The sequence below is a fragment of the Pseudomonas sp. HS-18 genome, from assembly GCF_020401845.1.
Lineage (GTDB): Bacteria > Pseudomonadota > Gammaproteobacteria > Pseudomonadales > Pseudomonadaceae > Pseudomonas > Pseudomonas nitroreducens.
The window spans coordinates 2,657,933-2,674,775 of sequence record NZ_CP084413.1; the positions used below are offsets into that span (position 1 = coordinate 2,657,933).

The 16,843-nt window shown below is 66.4% G+C and carries 15 protein-coding genes and 1 pseudogene; 10 read left to right on the forward strand and 6 right to left on the reverse strand.

All coding sequences use genetic code 11. The features are described from left to right. Nucleotides 1-320 precede the first annotated feature (320 nt). From LDJ84_RS12475 to LDJ84_RS12485, 3 genes and pseudogenes are all read left to right on the forward strand, one after another. Nucleotides 321-482: pseudogene (locus LDJ84_RS12475) on the forward strand (LysR family transcriptional regulator); the annotation flags it as partial. A gap of 50 nt (nt 483-532) precedes the next feature. Further along, the gene (locus tag LDJ84_RS12480) at nt 533-709 is read left to right on the forward strand and encodes a LysR substrate-binding domain-containing protein (protein WP_226046402.1); all 177 of its coding nucleotides are present in this window, start codon (nt 533-535) and stop codon (nt 707-709) included. A 494-nt stretch (nt 710-1,203) separates the two neighbouring features. Continuing rightward, complete coding sequence (locus LDJ84_RS12485; protein ID WP_024765585.1) at nt 1,204-1,896, forward strand: B3/4 domain-containing protein; 693 nt, start codon at nt 1,204-1,206, stop codon at nt 1,894-1,896. 4 nt (nt 1,897-1,900) lie between these two features. Here LDJ84_RS12485 and LDJ84_RS12490 read toward each other — a convergent pair whose 3' ends face one another. Then, nucleotides 1,901-2,530, reverse strand: a complete 630-nt coding sequence (locus LDJ84_RS12490; protein WP_226046403.1) for a TetR family transcriptional regulator — start codon at nt 2,528-2,530, stop codon at nt 1,901-1,903. Nucleotides 2,531-2,625: 95 nt separating this feature from the next. Between LDJ84_RS12490 and LDJ84_RS12495 the strand changes: the two genes are divergently transcribed. Next, nucleotides 2,626-3,291, forward strand: a complete 666-nt coding sequence (locus tag LDJ84_RS12495) for an O-methyltransferase (protein ID WP_037012220.1) — start codon at nt 2,626-2,628, stop codon at nt 3,289-3,291. Between the two features lie 11 nt (nt 3,292-3,302). On the opposite strand, the gene LDJ84_RS12500 is transcribed toward LDJ84_RS12495, so the two are convergent. Next, nucleotides 3,303-4,226, reverse strand: coding sequence for a LysR family transcriptional regulator (locus LDJ84_RS12500; protein ID WP_226046404.1), 924 nt, complete (start codon nt 4,224-4,226; stop codon nt 3,303-3,305). A gap of 153 nt (nt 4,227-4,379) precedes the next feature. On the opposite strand from LDJ84_RS12500, the gene LDJ84_RS12505 reads away from it, so the two are divergent. Together LDJ84_RS12505 and LDJ84_RS12510 are read left to right on the forward strand one after the other, a co-directional pair. After that, nucleotides 4,380-4,775, forward strand: a complete 396-nt coding sequence (locus LDJ84_RS12505; protein ID WP_037012222.1) for a RidA family protein — start codon at nt 4,380-4,382, stop codon at nt 4,773-4,775. Nucleotides 4,776-4,859: 84 nt separating this feature from the next. Further along, nucleotides 4,860-5,360 carry a GNAT family N-acetyltransferase gene (locus tag LDJ84_RS12510; RefSeq protein WP_065084116.1) on the forward strand — a complete coding sequence of 167 codons (501 nt, stop codon included), beginning with the start codon at nt 4,860-4,862 and terminating at the stop codon, nt 5,358-5,360. A 4-nt stretch (nt 5,361-5,364) separates the two neighbouring features. Here LDJ84_RS12510 and LDJ84_RS12515 read toward each other — a convergent pair whose 3' ends face one another. Further along, complete coding sequence (locus LDJ84_RS12515) at nt 5,365-5,784, reverse strand: hypothetical protein (RefSeq protein ID WP_024765580.1); 420 nt, start codon at nt 5,782-5,784, stop codon at nt 5,365-5,367. Nucleotides 5,785-5,986: 202 nt separating this feature from the next. Between LDJ84_RS12515 and LDJ84_RS12520 the strand changes: the two genes are divergently transcribed. Beyond that, nucleotides 5,987-6,376 carry a hypothetical protein gene (locus tag LDJ84_RS12520; RefSeq protein WP_226046405.1) on the forward strand — a complete coding sequence of 130 codons (390 nt, stop codon included), beginning with the start codon at nt 5,987-5,989 and terminating at the stop codon, nt 6,374-6,376. A gap of 449 nt (nt 6,377-6,825) precedes the next feature. Then, a complete protein-coding gene (locus tag LDJ84_RS12525; RefSeq protein ID WP_024765578.1) occupies nt 6,826-8,520 on the forward strand; it encodes an amidase in 1,695 nt (564 codons plus the stop codon). Nucleotides 8,521-8,670: 150 nt separating this feature from the next. Here LDJ84_RS12525 and LDJ84_RS12530 read toward each other — a convergent pair whose 3' ends face one another. Continuing rightward, nucleotides 8,671-9,684, reverse strand: a complete 1,014-nt coding sequence (locus LDJ84_RS12530; RefSeq protein WP_128082559.1) for a GlxA family transcriptional regulator — start codon at nt 9,682-9,684, stop codon at nt 8,671-8,673. Nucleotides 9,685-9,944: 260 nt separating this feature from the next. On the opposite strand from LDJ84_RS12530, the gene LDJ84_RS12535 reads away from it, so the two are divergent. Then, nucleotides 9,945-10,604, forward strand: a complete 660-nt coding sequence (locus LDJ84_RS12535; RefSeq protein WP_024765576.1) for a glutathione S-transferase family protein — start codon at nt 9,945-9,947, stop codon at nt 10,602-10,604. An 87-nt stretch (nt 10,605-10,691) separates the two neighbouring features. Here LDJ84_RS12535 and LDJ84_RS12540 read toward each other — a convergent pair whose 3' ends face one another. Next, on the reverse strand, nt 10,692-12,185 hold the full coding sequence (locus LDJ84_RS12540; RefSeq protein WP_226046406.1) for an aldehyde dehydrogenase family protein: 1,494 nt from the start codon (nt 12,183-12,185) through the stop codon (nt 10,692-10,694). Nucleotides 12,186-12,358: 173 nt separating this feature from the next. Further along, nucleotides 12,359-14,035, reverse strand: coding sequence for an MFS transporter (locus tag LDJ84_RS12545; protein WP_024765574.1), 1,677 nt, complete (start codon nt 14,033-14,035; stop codon nt 12,359-12,361). A gap of 489 nt (nt 14,036-14,524) precedes the next feature. On the opposite strand from LDJ84_RS12545, the gene ccsA reads away from it, so the two are divergent. Next, nucleotides 14,525-16,708 carry a cytochrome c biogenesis protein CcsA gene (gene ccsA / locus LDJ84_RS12550; RefSeq protein WP_024765573.1) on the forward strand — a complete coding sequence of 728 codons (2,184 nt, stop codon included), beginning with the start codon at nt 14,525-14,527 and terminating at the stop codon, nt 16,706-16,708. Nucleotides 16,709-16,843: the final 135 nt, after the last annotated feature.

Below are 16,843 nucleotides of genomic sequence, written 5' to 3' on the forward strand. Positions count from 1 at the left end.
GCTGAGGACTCGCTTGTTTTTGTTGTGCGGCCACTGTAGACAAAGTTCGTGGGAAATATCCACTGGTTTGTATACATTTTCGCGTCCAATGATCAGGAATCTGACCGGGTGGTTAGGTGCCTTTTCCGTTGAGATGGCTCTGTAATCAGCGTTATGCATGAAATCCTGACTCGGTATGCTCTGCCCAAAATGTGTGCATTCTTGAATCCAAAAGCACCAGTTGGCTGCATGCAAAGCGCCGCAAGCTTCTTTGCACCCACCTGGACACAGGACTTCGCAAATTGCGGGCCAGAGGTGCCTGGAGCGCGTTGCGTTCCCGGGTGAAGGCCGCTCCTGCTATAACCGTCCGTCACGATTTGCGCAGGATTGCTTCAGAAGGTGGCCCTCCCGCCACTGGCGCGGTCAGCCAGCAGGTCAAGGCGCTGCAGGCCGGCCTGGGTGTGGAGCTGTTCGAGAAGCGCGGCCGCCAGTTGGTGCTGACCGCCAGTGGGCGAGCGCTGCAGAAGAGCGTGGCCAGCGCGCTGGCTTCGGCGTGGCGCTCAGCGACGAGACGGTTTCACAGCGCGACCTCGACGAAGGCCGGCTGGTGCGTCCGGCGCCGATCTCGGTGGCGGCAGTGCACAACTACTACGTGGTCTGCCCCGAGGCGAAGCGGGAACGCCCGGAGGTCCGGGCGTTCATCGAGTGGTTGCTGTCGGTTGGTGAGTAGTGCTCAACCCGGGAGCGCTGTGGCTTGGGTGAGTCTGCAAAAGGCGGCTTGGGCGCAGGCCTCAGTAGCCGTAACCGCGCCCATCCGTGAACTGGATGTCGGTCAGGATGCTGATGTCCTTCTCCATCTCACCGCTGGCAGGGGCGCACTTCAATGCACGATTTCTGTGGCCCGACAGTTCTGTTCGACTAAAGCATTGCGGATTAGCTGGACTGATTTTTGAGAGCTTGCATAAGCCTGGCTAATACTTCATTCGGGGATTTCATGGCAGCGTCGGCGCCTTCCCGGTAGAAATAGCCTGGCCAGGCTTGCTGCCCGGCGCCTTCGTGCCCACCGATTCCGGAGACATTCCCATGAAGTCCAGATGGACCACTTTGCTTTGCCTGCTGAAAACCCTGTCCGTTGCCTGGGGCGACTACCACAAGCGCAACTTCGTCCACCGCTGAGATGGGCAATTTGATCGTCCGCATTCGCTGTACACCAAGGATTTCGTCATGCATCCCGTCACGCCTCGCATTGCCCCCGCCATCGCCGCCATCGCCCCCGGCTTTCGGGCCCTGAGCATCACGGTCGAGGCCGCGCCGATCCGCCACCCGGCGGTGGCCGAGCAGGCCCTGCAGCGAGCCTGCGCGGCTCTCCTGGCGGGCGAGCCGGCCTGGGCCGAGGCACACCTGGCGGCGTGGGCCGACGTGTTCCGCCGTTTTGGTGCCAAGCCTCAGCGCACGCCCTGCTCGGCGGAGGCGCTGCGCAAGCGTGTACTGCGTGACGGCAGTCTGCCGGTCATCGATCCGGTGGTGGACCTGTACAACGCCATCAGCGTGCAGTTCGCGATTCCGGTGGGTGGGGAGAACCTCGCCGCCTACGCCGGAACCCCGCGCCTGGTGATCGCCGACGGCAACGAACTCTTCGACACCATGAAGGACGGCGCGCCGGCCCACGAATCGCCCGAATCCGGCGAAGTCATCTGGCGTGACGACCTCGGTGTCACCTGTCGCCGCTGGAACTGGCGGCAGGGCGTGCGCACCCGCCTGGACGCCGACGCGCAGCAGATGTGGTTCATCCTCGAAAGCCTGCCGCAGATGCCGCTGGAAGCCCTGCGCGAGGCGGGCGACCAACTGATCGCCGGGTTGCAGGCGATGATGCCGGGCGCCAAGGCCGAGGCGCAGTTGGTGGAGTGCCGGGAGTAAGCCTCTACTGCATGAGGCTCTTCAGGTAGGCGCAGAACATATCTGCCAGCGCATCGCTGAAGGCGTCGATCTGCTCGGCGCTGCGCGGGCTTTCCGAGAACTGCTTGCCCACTGAGCTGAGCGTCGTGGTGATCAACTCGCAAGCCAGCGTGCGCTGGGTTTCGGGAGCGAGCGGGAGGGCTTCGGCGATGAACCCCTGGAAAATCCCCTCGCCGGCGGCCTTGGCTTCGCGGGCCTCCGGCGCATCGCGGTAGAGCGGGGCGGCATCGCTCAGGGCGATGCGCATGCGCGCCTCTTCGCACTCGGAGCGGATGAAGGCATGGACGAGGTTGCGCAGGCGCTGCAATGGCGCCTGCGTTTCGTCCGCCAGCAGGCCGCGCAACATCTCCGTGGTTTGCCGCCATTCGTCGCTCTGCAGGCGGAACAGGATCGCCGCCTTGTTCGGGAAGTACTGGTACAGCGAGCCGACACTGACCCCGGCGCGCTCGGCCACGCGCGCGGTGGTGAAACGCGAGGCGCCTTCCTTCTCCAGAACCTGAACAGCGGCATCCAGAATGGCCGTCACCAGGTCGTTGGAGCGCGCCTGTTTCGGCTCCTTGCGCGTGGAAATACGCGGGCTGCGGCGTTCGGGCATGGGGCTCTCCGGCAATGCGAATAGTGTAACCTGACGAATTCGTCGCATTCTAGTCGGGCGCTTGTTCGCGCTCAATCCCCTATCCGGAGACCAGCATGACGACCCTCACTTCTGCCCCCTTGGCACCCCTGCTGCAACGCCTCTTCGAGGAAGCTGATGCGGCCTCTCCCCAGTCCAGCCCGGCCTTCGCCAATCTCGACCAGGCCGCGCTGACGCGCCTGATGCAGAGCAAGACCCAGTATCGGGAGCTCTACGGCCAGCTCAGGGACCAGCCGCTGCCCGTCTCGCGGGAAACCGCTGCGCTGTTGTACATGCTGGCGCGCAGCATCGGCGCCAGGCACATCGTCGAATTCGGCACTTCCTTCGGTATTTCGACGCTGCACCTGGCGGCTGCTTTGCGCGACAACGGCGGCGGCCGGCTGATCACCAGCGAGTTCGAGCCTTCGAAAGTGGCACGCGCCCAGGCCAACCTGGTCGCGGGTGGCGTGGCCGACCTGGTGGAAATCCGCGAGGGCGATGCACTGCAGACGCTGGCCCGCGACCTGCCTGAGAGCATCGACCTGTTGCTGCTCGACGGCGCCAAGGCGCTCTACCCGGAAGTCCTCGCCCTGGTGGAAAACCGCCTGCGGCCCGGTGCGCTGGTCATCGCCGACAACGCCGACTACAGCGCGGAGTACCTGGCGGAGGTCCGCCTGCCGGGCGGGCGCTACCTGTCGATTCCGTTTGCCGATGACGTGGAATTGTCCATGCGCCTGGGTTGAAGTTGCGCTGTCTAGAGCTGGGGCTGGGCCACCGGCGCGTGCCGCGCCATCAGCTCGACGATCCAGTCGATGAACACCCTCAGCTTCGCGCTGACGTGGCGGTTGGGCGGGAAGGCCACGAACAGCGGCATGGTTTCCATCGTCCAGCCGGCGAACAGCTCCACCAGTTCGCCGCGCGCCACGGCCTCGTCGGCCATGTAGCGCGGCAGCCAGAGCACCCCCATGCCGGCGATACCGGCGGCGAGGTAGGCGTTGCCGTCGTCCACGGTCAGCACCGGCCGCCCCTGGACCTGCACGGTCTCTCCCGCCTTGTGCAGCGCGTACGACAACGGCTTGCCGGTGCGCGCCCAGAGGTAACCGACGATGCGCTGCTGGCTGTTCCCCAGGTCACGCGGGTGTTCCGGCATTCCGGCGCGCTGCAGGTAGGAAGGCGCGGCGAAGACCCCCAACTGCAGGTCGCCGACGCGCCGGGCCATCAGCGATTGATCGGTAAGTTCGCCACCGCGGACCACGCAATCCACATTCTCATCGATGAGGTCGACCATGCGGTCGCTGACGCCCAGGTCGATCTGGATGTCCGGGTAGCGCGCGTGGAAGTCCGGCAGCGCGGGGATCAGCAGGATGCGCGCCAGCGGGCTGGGCACGTCCACCCTCAGGCGCCCGCGAGGCAGGGCGGCGGCGCTGGAGAGGCTGGTCTCGGCGTCGTCCATGTCCGCCAGCAGGCGCACCACGCGCTCGTAGTAGGCGGCGCCGTCGGCGGTGAGGTTGAGTTTGCGCGTGGTGCGGTTGAGCAGGCGCACGCGCAGGCGCGCCTCCAGCTGCTGGATCAGCTGGGTCACGCTGGTGCGGCTCATGTGCAGGGTGTCGGCGGCCTTGGTGAAGCTGCCGGTTTCCACCACGCGGGCGAAGGCTTGCATCGCATCGAAACGGTCCATGGCGGCTCCGGCTGACCTGCGTTGAGAGGGGCTGATTGTTTGGATTCTACAAACAATGCTGACCAGTGTTGCCCGATTATCGCTGCCCCCGCGCGCCGTAACCTGCCTCCATCGTTGAACCGGGGCCATCGCGCCCCTCGCTGGAGCAAGCAGATGAGTACACGTGACGTGGTTTTCCCTTCCGGCCGCCAGGCTCTTTATGAACGCAACCGCTATTCCCCGGCGATCCGCAGCAACGGCCTGCTGTTCGTCTCAGGTCAGGTTGGCAGCCGCGAGGACGGTTCGCCCGAGGCCGGGCTGGATGCCCAGGTGCGGCGCGCCTTCGCAAACCTCAACGGGATCCTCGACGCCGCCGGTTGCAGCTTCGATGACGTGATGGACGTGACGATCTTCATGGTCGACCCCCAGGCGAATTTCGAGCGCGCCTGGCAGGTCGCCGCCGACTATTGGGGCGCAGCCCCCTATCCGACGGTGACGGCGGTGGGCGTGACCTGGCTCTACGGCTTCGATTTCGAGATCAAGGTGATCGCGCGCCTGCCACAGGGCTGAAACCGGCCGCAGGGCAGGGCGGCGAGACGGGACGGCCGGGTTTCTTTACCATGCCGTCCTGTTTTGCCCTGCCAGGATTTCCCCATGACCGCTCCGACCTTCCGCACCGCCGTTCCCGCCGACACCGACCGTTGCTTCGCGATCGAAACCACCGCCTACGAGGGCGACGAGGCGGCGACGCACGAGAAGATCGCCACGCGCATCGCGCAATATCCCGAAGGCTTCCTGATCATGGAGCTGGACGGCGAGATCATCGGCTTCATCAACAGTGGCTGCGCGTTCGACGTGGTGATGTCCGACGAGGGCTTCAAGGAACTCATCGGCCATGATCCGGCGGCGCCCAACGTGGTGATCATGTCGGTGGTGATCGACCCGGCGCAGCAGGGCAAGGGCTATGCGTCGCTGCTGATGCGCACCTTCGTCGAACGCATGGCGGGCCTGGGCAAGCGCACCATCCACCTGATGTGCAAGGACCGCCATGTGCCGCTCTACGAGCGCTTCGGCTACCGCTACGTCAAGCCGTCGGCGTCCGACCATGGCGGCATGGCGTGGCACGAGATGGTCATGGAATTGCCAGCCGCCTGAGCCTTCAGCGCTCCGGTCGATCGTTCACCCGGTCGCGGGTGGCGCGCTCGGCCAGCCGGTCGAAGGATTCCGGCAGCAGCGCCGCCTCGCCCTGCTCGTCGAGCAGCTGGCGGAATACCAGGTGGTCCGGGAAGCTGCGGCTGATCAGCGTGAGCAGCTCGGTGCCGCGTTCGGTCAGCTCGAAGTTGTTGCCGGTGCCGCCGTGCTCGCGCGGGCGCTCCTGGATATAGCCGTTGGCGTAGAGATCGCCCTCCAGGTCGCCAGCGACCTTCTTCAGATGATCCGTGCTGCCCTCCACCGGCTCGCCCTGCAGCCGGTGCTGCTCGGCCACTTCCTCGCCGCATTCGCGAGCCTTGTAGGGTTGGTCGGCGCATTCCTGGGCGCGCAGCAGCAGGCGTTCGATCAGGTCCCAGTCGTAGCTCATGGCATGTCCTCCGGGGTTGGAAAGTCGGGGGCTTCCTGATTTGCGACCGGCCAGGGCGGGGAGGGTTCGAACTTCCTGCGCAGCGGCGCGCAACCATCAATGCCGTCGAGCTTCACTATCGATGCAATCGAGTGGTGCGCGGGCCGGGCGCGGCTGACTATCTGCCCCACGAGATCGATGAACCGAGCAAGGGACAGAATCGATGAACACCCAGCGCCCCACCGCCAATCGCCCGGCTGCCCGTATCGCCCTTGGTCCGCTGCTGCTGGCGTTGGCAAGCCTGACCGGCTGCGCGGCGACCTCCGAAAGCCAGCTGAGCTGGGATAGCCTCGGTGGCATGACTGCCCAGGACAGCAGCGCCTACCTCAACTGCGTCGACGGCAGGCTGACTCCCGGCACCGCCACGTTCGTCAGCGACCGCGGCACCACCCGCCAGTTGCTCACCGGCAGCGCCGATCCGCTGCAGGCCAGCGGCATCGTCCAGGTGACCCCCATCGCCGGCGGCAACCATTTCAGCGCCTTCCAGCGCAGCGCCTGGCAGGACAAGGGCGAGTTGCTGGACGCCGCCTACCAGTGCTCGCAGCACGGTTGATGATCTGTAGAGGTTGATACGTCTTCGGGCGGATCGCTCCCCCCAGCGACCCGCCCAGCGCCGGCAGGCGGCGAGTAGCCTGCGCCAGCGTCTGCCTTCGGGCTTTCGCTGATTCACTCTCCAAGGGTGCTTCCCCCGGCACCCGTATCTCGCCCGTCGAGTCCGCGCTCGGCGGGCGTTTTTTTTAATTTACGCGTGTTGTGTATTCTGATCGGACATGCCAGTGTGTGCGCCCTGGCGGCTGTATTCGCCCTGCCTTGCCCAGGATGCGCATCCGGTTTGTCCGCCGGGCGCTGAACGACGCCGCCGGCCGACGGTAAACTCACTCCCGTCGCGTAACAGAAGTACAAGAGAATCGAGATGAACACGCATTTTCCGACTTGCGCCGTCTGGGTCCTTCGCGACGCAGACCTGCCCCTTCCCACCAACCTTCAGCCGACGGTGAAAGCATGATCGAGGTAACCGAAGTTTCCATTGCGCAGCTGCGTGAAGCCCTCGAGTCGGGCCGCACCACCGCGGTCGAACTGGTCAAGGCCTACCTCGCGCGCATCGATGCCTACGATGGCCCGACCAAGCTCAACGCCGTGGTCGTGCGCAACCCCGAGGCCCTGAAGGAAGCCGAAGCCTCCGACGCCCGCCGCGCCCGTGGCGAAACCCTCGGCCCGCTGGACGGCATTCCGTACACCGCCAAGGACAGCTACCTGGTGAAAGGCTTGACCGCCGCTTCCGGCAGCCCGGCCTTCAAGGACCTGATCGCCTACCGCGACGCCTTCACCGTCGAGCGCCTGCGCGCCGGCGGCGCCATCTGCCTGGGCAAGACCAACATGCCGCCCATGGCCAACGGTGGCATGCAGCGCGGCGTCTACGGCCGTGCTGAAAGCCCGTACAACCGCAAGTTCCTCACCGCGCCCTTCGCCTCCGGCTCCTCCAACGGTGCCGGCACTGCGACCGCCGCGAGCTTCTCGGCCTTTGGCCTGGCGGAAGAGACCTGGTCCAGCGGCCGCGGCCCGGCCTCGAACAACGGCCTGTGCGCCTACACCCCGTCCCGTGGCGTGATCTCGGTGCGTGGCAACTGGCCGCTGACCCCGACCATGGACGTGGTGGTGCCCTACGCCCGCACCATGGCCGACCTGCTGGAAGTGCTCGACGTGGTCGTCGCCGAAGACGCCGACAAGCGTGGCGACCTGTGGCGCCTGCAGCCGTGGGTGCCGATCCCCGCCGTCAGCGAAGTGCGCCCGGCGTCCTACCTGGACCTCGCCGCCGGCCCCGAAGCCCTCAAGGGCAAGCGCCTGGGCGTGCCGCGCATGTTCATCAACAAGGACGAACTGGCCGGCACCAGCGAGAAGCCTGGCATCGGCGGCCCGACCGGCCAGCGCATCAACACCCGCGCCTCGGTCATCGACCTCTGGGAACAGGCCCGCAAGGCCCTGGAAGCCGCCGGCGCCGAAGTCGTCGAAGTGGATTTCCCGCTGGTCTCCAACTGCGAGGGCGACCGTCCCGGCGCGCCGACCGTATTCAACCGCGGCATCGTATCCCCCGAGTTCCTCCACGATGAACTGTGGGAGCTGTCCGGCTGGGGCTTCGACGACTTCCTGCGCGCCAACGGCGACCCCAAGCTGAACAAGCTGGCCGACGTCGATGGTCCGCAGATATTCCCGCACGATCCGGGCACCTTGCCCAACCGCGAGGACGACCTGGTCGCCGGCATGGACGAGTACGTCAACATGGCCAAGCGCGGCCTGAAGACCTGGGACCAGATCGAGACCCTGCCCGACGGCCTGCGTGGCCTGGAAAAGACCCGCAAGCTCGATCTGGAAGACTGGATGGACGGGCTGAAGCTGGACGCCGTGCTGTTCCCCACCGTGGCCGATGTCGGCCCGGCGGACGCCGACGTCAATCCGGAGTCGGCCGACATCGCCTGGAGCAACGGCATCTGGGTGGCCAACGGCAACCTGGCGATCCGTCACCTGGGCGTGCCGACCGTCACCGTGCCCATGGGCGTGATGGCCGACATCGGCATGCCGGTGGGCCTGACCTTCGCCGGTCGCGCCTATGACGACTCGGCGCTGCTGACCTTTGCCGCGGCCTTCGAGGCCACCGGCTCCAAGCGCCTGGTGCCGCCGAGCACGCCGCCGCTGGGCTGATCGGTCGGTTGCTTCCAGCAGGATGAAAAACCGCGCCCCAGGGCGCGGTTTTTTATTGCCAGAAGCGCTGGGTGCGACGTTTTCGATGATCTGGCGTGCTAATGGGCCATATTAGCGACCAGGCGCCGGCCCGGTTGCCGAAGCGTGCCTCTACAACCGCTCCCCTGTGCGCACCGCCTTCACGCAACCGAAGCGCGACTCCTTGGACGGCGAGTAGCCGTAGAAGGACGTGTAGCACTTGCTGAAATGGCTGGGCGAGACGAAGCCGCAGGCCAGCCCCACCTCGTACATCGGCAGGCTGGAATGCTGCAGCAGGCGACGGCTTTCGGTAATGCGCAGCTCCAGGTAATAGCGTACCGGCGTGGTGCCCAGTTGGTCCTGGAACAGTCGCTCGATCTGCCGCTTGGAGCGCCCGACGTAGTTCGACAGCTGGTCCTGGCTCAGCGGTTCCTCGATGTTCGCGCTCATCAGGTTGATCGCCTCGCGCAATGGCTCGCTGAGCTTCTCGTGCAGTGCCGGGCGAGTGCGGCGGAAGCGGGACTCCTCGAAGGCCAGGATGTCGACAATGGCGTCGACCAGTTCGCGGCCGTGTCGCACATTGATCCACTCCAGCACCAGGTTGAAGGCGCCGGTGGGACTGGCGGCGGTGAGGCGGTCGCGGTCGGCCTGGTAGCTCTCGCTGGTGACATCGCTGTGCCGGGCGATCTCCGCCAGCGCCGCGCGGTTCTCCGGGTGGATGGCGCAACGGTAGCCGTCCAGCAGGCCCGCCTGGCCGAGGAACCAGGCGCCGTTCCACAGGCCGGCGAGGGCGATGCCGCGGTCGGCGGCGATCCGCAGCAGGCGCGTCAGCTCGGGGATCGCGCGCAGCGAGGTGCGCAAGCCGCCGCAGACCACCAGCAGGTCGAGCTCGGCGAGTTGCGCCGAGGTCAGCGTCGCGCCGGGGCAGATCACCAGGCCCAGGTCGCTGGTGACCGACTCGCCATCGAGGCTGAAGGTCTGGGTGGCGAAGGTTTGTGCGCGGATGAGGTTGGCGGTGACCAGAGTATCCAGAGCCTGGGTGAAGGCCGGCAGGGAGAAGTGCTCCAGCAGCAGGAAGCCTACCCGCGCGAGACGGCCGGGCTCCCGGGACTTTCCGTCGAGATAGCGCAGGTTGCGCCTCTGCATGGCCCCACTGAACTGGCGGCGTTCGACCAATTGGCGGTTCTCCTGTGGGCAAGCGTCAACCGTGAACGGCCCGATGGCCGTGGGCGGGCTGGGAATGGGGGCGCCGTGAGACTCAAGCTAAGGCAGTGGCAGAGCTGTGAGTTACTCGACATCGTCGTGGGCATCGCCAAAAACGACATGGCCGGTCGGCGGGGCCGTCGGTCGCTCCCCTGCATTCGGGGCTAGGCTCAAGGCTTTGGTCCACCCCAGGTAATTCCGCCATGTCCCTTGTCCTTTTCGGCCATCTCTTTTCCTCCTACACGCAGAAGGTGCTGATCGCGCTGTACGAGAACGCCACGCCCTTCGAGTTCCGCGGCCTGGGCCCGGATGAGCCGGACAACGGTGCGCACTGGCTGCGCCTGTGGCCGCTGGCGAAGTTCCCGGTGCTGCTCGACGGTGAGCACAGCGTCGCCGAGACCAGCATCATCATCGAGTACCTCCACTTGCAGCATCCCGGCCCGGTGCGGCTGTTGCCGGACGATCCGCTGAAGGCGCTGGACGTGCGCTTCCTCGACCGCTTCTTCGACTGGCACGTGATGACCCCGGTGCAGCACGCCGTGCTGGGGGCCATGAGCGGTGAGGCGAGCAAGCGTGCCGAAGGCCTGGCCCACGCGGTGAGCAAGCTCGAACTGGCCTATGCCTGGCTGGAAGAGGAACTGGCCGGGCGCGCCTGGGCGGCGGGCGACAGCTTCAGCCTGGCCGACTGCGCTGCGGCACCTTCGCTGTTCTACGCCGACTGGACCCACCCCATCGGCGACCGCTACCCGACCCTGCGCGCCTACCGTTCGCGCCTGCTGGCGCGCCCGTCCTTCGCCCGCGCGGTGGAGGATGCGCGACCTCTGCGGACACTGTTCCCGCTGGGAGCGCCGGATCGCGATTGAGCGCAAAAAAATCCCCCGTGCGCTGCCGCGTCCGGGGGATGCAAGACCCGCACAGAGGATGCGCGGACGAGGTAGACGAGTGGAGAGTTACAGGCGAATCAGCACCGACTTCAGCTCGGTGTAGTGCTCGATGGCGGCGGCGCCCATTTCGCGGCCGAGGCCGGACATCTTGTAGCCACCGAAGGGCAACGCCGGGTCCAGCGCGCTGTGGCAGTTGACCCACACCGAGCCGGACTTGATGCGCGGCACCATGCGGTGCACCGCCGCCAGGTCGTTGGACCAGACGCTCGCGCCCAGGCCGTAGGGGCTGTCGTTGGCCAGGCGCAGGGCATCCTCGATGTCGTCGAAGGGCAGGGCGACCAGCACCGGGCCGAAGATCTCTTCCTGCACCAGCGGGTTCTTCTGGTCGACGTCGACGATCACCGTCGGCTTGACGAAGTAGCCGGGGCCGAACTGCTCGCCGCCGCAGGCGATGGTGGCGCCCTTGTCGCGGCCCAGTTCGATGTAGTCGAACACGCGCTTCTGCTGCTTGGCGGAGATCAGCGGGCCCATGTCGATGCTCGGGTCGAGCCCGTTGCCCAGCTTCATGCCATTGGCGATGCCGGCGATGTCGGCCACCACGTTGTCGAAGTGCTTGCGCTGCACATACAGGCGCGAGCCGGCGCAGCAGACCTGGCCCTGGTTGAAGAAGATCGCCTGGGCGGCGCCGGCTGCGGCGGTGGCCAGGTCGGCGTCGGCCATGACGATGGTCGGCGACTTGCCGCCCAGCTCCAGGGTCACGCGGGTCATGTTGTCCATGGCCGCCTTGCCGATCTGCTTGCCCACCGGGGTGGAGCCGGTGAAGGTCAGCTTGTCCACCAGCGGGTGGTGGGAGAGGGCGGCGCCCGCGGTGATGCCGGTGCCGGTGACGACGTTGAACACGCCGGCCGGGTAGCCCGCTTCGAGGACGAGTTCGGCAAGTTTCAGCGCGGACAGCGGCGTCTCGTCGGCGGGCTTGAGCACCACCGAGCAGCCGGTGGCCAGCGCCGGGCCGAGCTTCCAGCAGGCCAGCAGCAGCGGGAAGTTCCAGGCGACGATGGCGCCGACCACGCCGACGGCTTCGCGGCGGATGTAGCCGTGGAAGTCGCCGTCGGGCATCAGCGGCATCGATACGTCCACGGTGGTGCCTTCGATCTTGGTGGCGTAGCCGGCCATGTAGCGCAGGAAGTCGATGGCCAGTTGCACGTCCATCACGCGGGCGACGGCGGCGCTCTTGCCGTTGTTCAGGCATTCGAGTTCGGCCAGCAGGTCGGCATCGCGCTCCATCAGCTCGGCGAGCTTCCACAGCAGGTTCTGCCGCTCGCGCGGGCGGGTGCGGCTCCAGGCGGAGTCATCGAAGGCCTGGCGTGCGGCGCGCACGGCGCGGTCGACATCGGCGACGGTGCCGGCCGGCACCTGGCAGAGCACTTCGCCGGTGGCCGGATTGCGCAGGTCCATCAGGGCGCCGTCGCTGGCGGAGGTCCAGTCGGCACCGATGAGCATCTTCGGCGCGCGCTGCAGGAAGGCGCGGGATTCGGGCTTGATGGGCAGGGAAGCGAGCATTGCGGTGGCCTCTTGTTGTCTGTTCCAGGAACGTTGAGGCGGGATATCGCAACGGCTGTGCCAAGGCTGAAAATTGAAGGCAACTTTATGACTTAAAAGGATTTTATTTTTATGGAGGAAAAGAAAAAGGAAAGCCGCTGTCGCATTGTGCGACAGCGGCTGAGACGTCGGGCTCAGGTGCGGGTGATATCCCGGTCCTTGGTCTCCGGCAGGAACAGAATGCCCAGCACCGCCGTCATCACGGCAATGACGATGGGGTACCAGAGCCCGTAGTAGATGTCCCCGGTGGCCGCCACCATGGCGAAGGCGACGGTGGGCAGGAAGCCGCCGAACCAGCCGTTGCCGATGTGGTAGGGCAGTGACATGGAGGTGTAGCGGATGCGCGTCGGGAACAGCTCTACCAGCCACGCGGCGATGGGGCCGTAGACCATGGTCACGTAGATCACCAGGACGGTCAGCAGCACCAGCATCATCAGGTGGTTGATCTTCGCCGGGTCGGCCTTCTCGGGGTAGCCGGCTTCCTTCAGCGAGGCGGCCAGTTGCGCGGTGAAGACTTCGGACTGCACCTTGAACTCTGCCGCCGGCATGCCGGCCCCTTCGAAGCTGGCGATGACCTTGTCGCCGATGTGCACCTGGGCGACGGCGCCCGTTTCGGCCTTGAGGTTTTCGTAGGGGATCGCGCGCTTGGCCAGCAGGCTTTTGGCCATGTCGCAGGAGCTGACGAATCTGGCCTTGCCCACCGGGTCGAACTGGAAGGCACAGGCGCTCGGGTCGGCGACCACCGTCACCGGGTTCTTCTCCTGGGCGGCGAACACGTCCGGGTTACCGAACTGGGTCAGCCCGTGGAAGATCGGGAAGTAGGTCAGCGCCGCGAGGATGCAGCCGGTCATGATGATCTTCTTGCGGCCGATGCGATCGGACAGGCTGCCGAAGAACACGAAGAACGGTGTGCCCAGCAGTAGGGAGCCGGCGATCAGCAGGTTGGCGGTCTGCGGGTCGATCTTCAGTGTCTGCAGCAGGAAGAACAGCGCGTAGAACTGCCCGGTGTACCAGACCACGGCCTGGCCGGCGGTGCCGCCGAGCAGCGACATGATCACCACCTTGAGGTTCTCCCAGCGGCCGAAGGACTCGGTCAGCGGCGCCTTGGAGGCCTTGCCTTCTTCCTTCATCTTCATGAACACCGGCGACTCGGCGAGTTGCAGGCGGATGTACACCGAGATGATCAGCAGCAGGATCGACAGCAGGAACGGAATCCGCCAGCCCCAGGCTTCGAACGCCTCGGTGCCGAGCACGGTGCGGCAGGCCATGATCACCAGCAGCGAGAGGAACAGGCCGAGGGTCGCGGTGGTCTGGATCCACGAGGTGAAGAAGCCCCGCTTGCCCTTGGGCGCGTGCTCGGCGACGTAGGTCGCCGCGCCGCCGTACTCGCCGCCCAGCGCCAGGCCCTGCAGCAGGCGCAGGGTGATGAGGATGATCGGCGCAGCGACGCCGATGGTGGAGTAGGCCGGTAGCAGGCCGACTACGGCGGTGGACACGCCCATGATGACGATGGTGATGAGGAAGGTGTGCTTACGCCCGATCATGTCGCCCAGGCGGCCGAACACGATGGCGCCGAAGGGCCGCACCGCGAAGCCGGCGGCGAAGGCCAGCAGGGCGAAGATGAAGGCGGTGGTTTCGTTGACCCCGGCGAAGAAGTGCTTGGCGATGATCGCCGCCAGGGAGCCGTAGAGGTAGAAGTCGTACCATTCGAAAACGGTGCCCAGGGAGGAGGCAAAGATGACCTTGCGCTCCTCCTTCGTCACTCCGGTGGAAGGCGCGTTGCCCGCGGACGGGCTGTATGTCTGTGCCATGTTCGTCTCCGTCTTGTTGTTGTGTTGGGCCGGAGTCCCTCAATACCGTTACCGCACTCGAGCCCAGGGCTGATGTCAGGTCGTACGGATTGCGCGAAGCTTGAATACAGGCAGCCCTGCGGCACGTCGCAAGGTCAATGAGAAGCATAATCGGCCTGCCGCGGATATCCACTGGCCATCACCGGAAAAGCCCCGGCTGGCGCGGATTGGCACCTGTTCTGGACAAGCGGTGGGAAGTGACGCGTCTGGCTGGCGCCTTTCTCGGGAGCGGTATTCGATGATGGCTTTCTGCTGTTAGACCATCGTCTATAACGGGTGGAGCTGTCTCAGGCTGCTACAGCTGTCGCGATCTGCCACGCCGCATTGCCCATCGCGTGAGCGCAGCCTGCTGTTTCACAAGGATTTTCCCCCCTGGCACGCAACGTGAAGAGCGCTGGGTTTCGCCAAGCGCCGCGTCGGCGCTGCACAAGGAGGCCTGGCTTGAAGAGGATGCATCTGTCGTTGCCGTGGATGGCGGGGCCGTCGGCCGCCGCGCTGACCTGCCTTTTGCTGTGGTTGCTGCCCGGCGTGGGCAACGCTTTGCTCTGGGCGCTGGCGGGTCTGATTGCCCTGGGCGCCATCCGCCATGAATGGCGAGGGCCGGCTTGGCCGATTGCCGTCGGTGCGCTCTGCGGCGCCTGCCTGGCGCTGGCGTTGCACCTGGTGGCCGACCACTTTCAGCTGCGTTATGCGTGGCTCTACAGCAGCGCGGGGCTGCCGGCCTACCTGAAGTTTTCCAATCTCTGGGGTGGCGACGAAGGCACGGTGCTGCTGCTGGCGACCTTCTGCATGGCGATCGCCCTGAAAAGCGCCGCGCTGCCCGGTTGGGCGGGGCGCGGCATGGCGCTGATCGCTGCCTGGTATGCCGCCACCGCCGCCTGGCTCGGGCCGTTCAGTGCGACACCGGGGGATTGGCTGGCGGCGCAGCCGAGCCAGGGCATGAACGCGCACCTGCAGACGTTCTGGATGTCGTTGCACGCGCCGCTGATTCTCTGCGCCTATGCCTGGGTGCTGGCGCCCGCCGGGGCCGCGCTCGAAGCGCTGGGGCGAGGCGGGCACGCCTATGCCTGGGTGATGCCGCGCTATAGCCGTCGCGCCTGGCTGATCCTCAGCGCGGGCATTGGCGTCGGCATGGCCTGGGCCATGGAAGATTTCACCTACGGCCAGCTGTGGCACTGGGACCCGGTGCAGACCTCGGCCTTCATCATCTGGGCGCTGCTTGGCGCGGTGTTGCACGGTGCCCGTCGCTGGCGCGCTGACGGCGCCTACGCACGTCTGCTGCCGGTGCTCAGCCTGCTGGCGGCGGCCATGGCCTGCGGCGCCATGGCGGTGACTCGCAGCACGGTTCTGGCCAGCTCGCACCGCTACATCGGTACCACGTCCTGGCTCAGCCACCTGGCATTGGCGGCGATCCTGCTGGCCCTGGCGGCGTTCCACCTGCTGGCCGGATGGCGATCCCGCAAGCGGGCAGGGCGGCGGCGCGGAGCCTCGGACTGGACGCTGGACGTGGCCATCTACCTGTTCGCCGGCACCGGCCTGCTGGCCCTCGGCGCGCTGCTCCAGGCGCACCTCTACGAATGGCTGGGGATGGAGCGGCCGAGCGAGCTGAAACCCTTCTTCGAAACCCTGACCGCCTGGGCCACCACCGCCGAGATGGACAGCCTGCGTCGCGCCTTCGACCAGTGGGACGTCAACGGCTACGGCCTGGCGCACTGGGTGGTGCCGCTGCTGGCGGCCCTCGGCCTGATGGGCGGCTACAGCTTCCTGCGCCGTTGCGGGCGACCTCGGCTGGCGCTGCTGGCAACCGCCCTGATGGCCGCCCTGATGCTCTGGACCGGCTGGCGCGGCGGTTGGCTGAGCGGCGGCTACAACGGCGACGGCATGCTTTCGCAGAATATCGTGCAGGTGCTGCCCTGGCTGGACGCGGCGCTGCTGGGGGGCGCCTTCCTGATGGGCAGTTGCCTGCTGTGGGGCGTGCAGAGCCTGTGGCGCAGCCGACGCCTGGGCAACCTGCGCTACAGCGGCGGGCTGGCGCTGGTGCACGGCGGCGCGGTGATTGCGCTGGTGGGTGGGCTGGCCGCCACGGCGCTGAACAGCTACCAGCAGATCAGCATCCCGCCGGGCACGTCCTTCGAGCAGTGGCACGCGGTGATCGGCGGCATGCAGATGCGCGTCTCGCCGGATTCCAGCCGCCCGGATTTCTCCGGTTACCACGCGGTGGCCAAGGTCGAGTTGCGCGACGGCGAGCGCACATTGGCCGGCCACGCGCTGTTCCAGGACAGCCGCGGCAACCCGCCGGCCTACCAGGGCCCGGTTCGCCAGCTCTGTGAAATCCTCGACTACCACTACGCGCGCTTCGCCTCGGATCGCGGTTACGTGCTGCATCCCTTCATCGTCCGTGGCTGGAGGGGCGATCTGCAGATATGGGTGCCAGCCTCGGCGCGTCTGCTCAACCAGCCCGGCGACGACATCGAGAGCGTGGTGGTGGTGCGCCGCTTTCCGTTCCTCTCGCTGGTCTGGATCGGCCTGCTCACCATGCTGTTCGGCGCCCTGATGCTGCCGGCGGGCGGCACTTTGCGCAGGCAGGACCATACTGCTTCGCAGGGTGTCTCACAGGCCCTGTCTCAGAGTTAGACAGCAATCGCGAAATGTGACGTCGCAACCCCGCTGCCACCCGCCGGGCGTGCCGGCAAGTACCGCCGGAAGCCTGAGTAGGCGGGGTTTGCAAAGGAGTGGCACACAACCTGCTAAACCGCTTTCAAGAGCTCG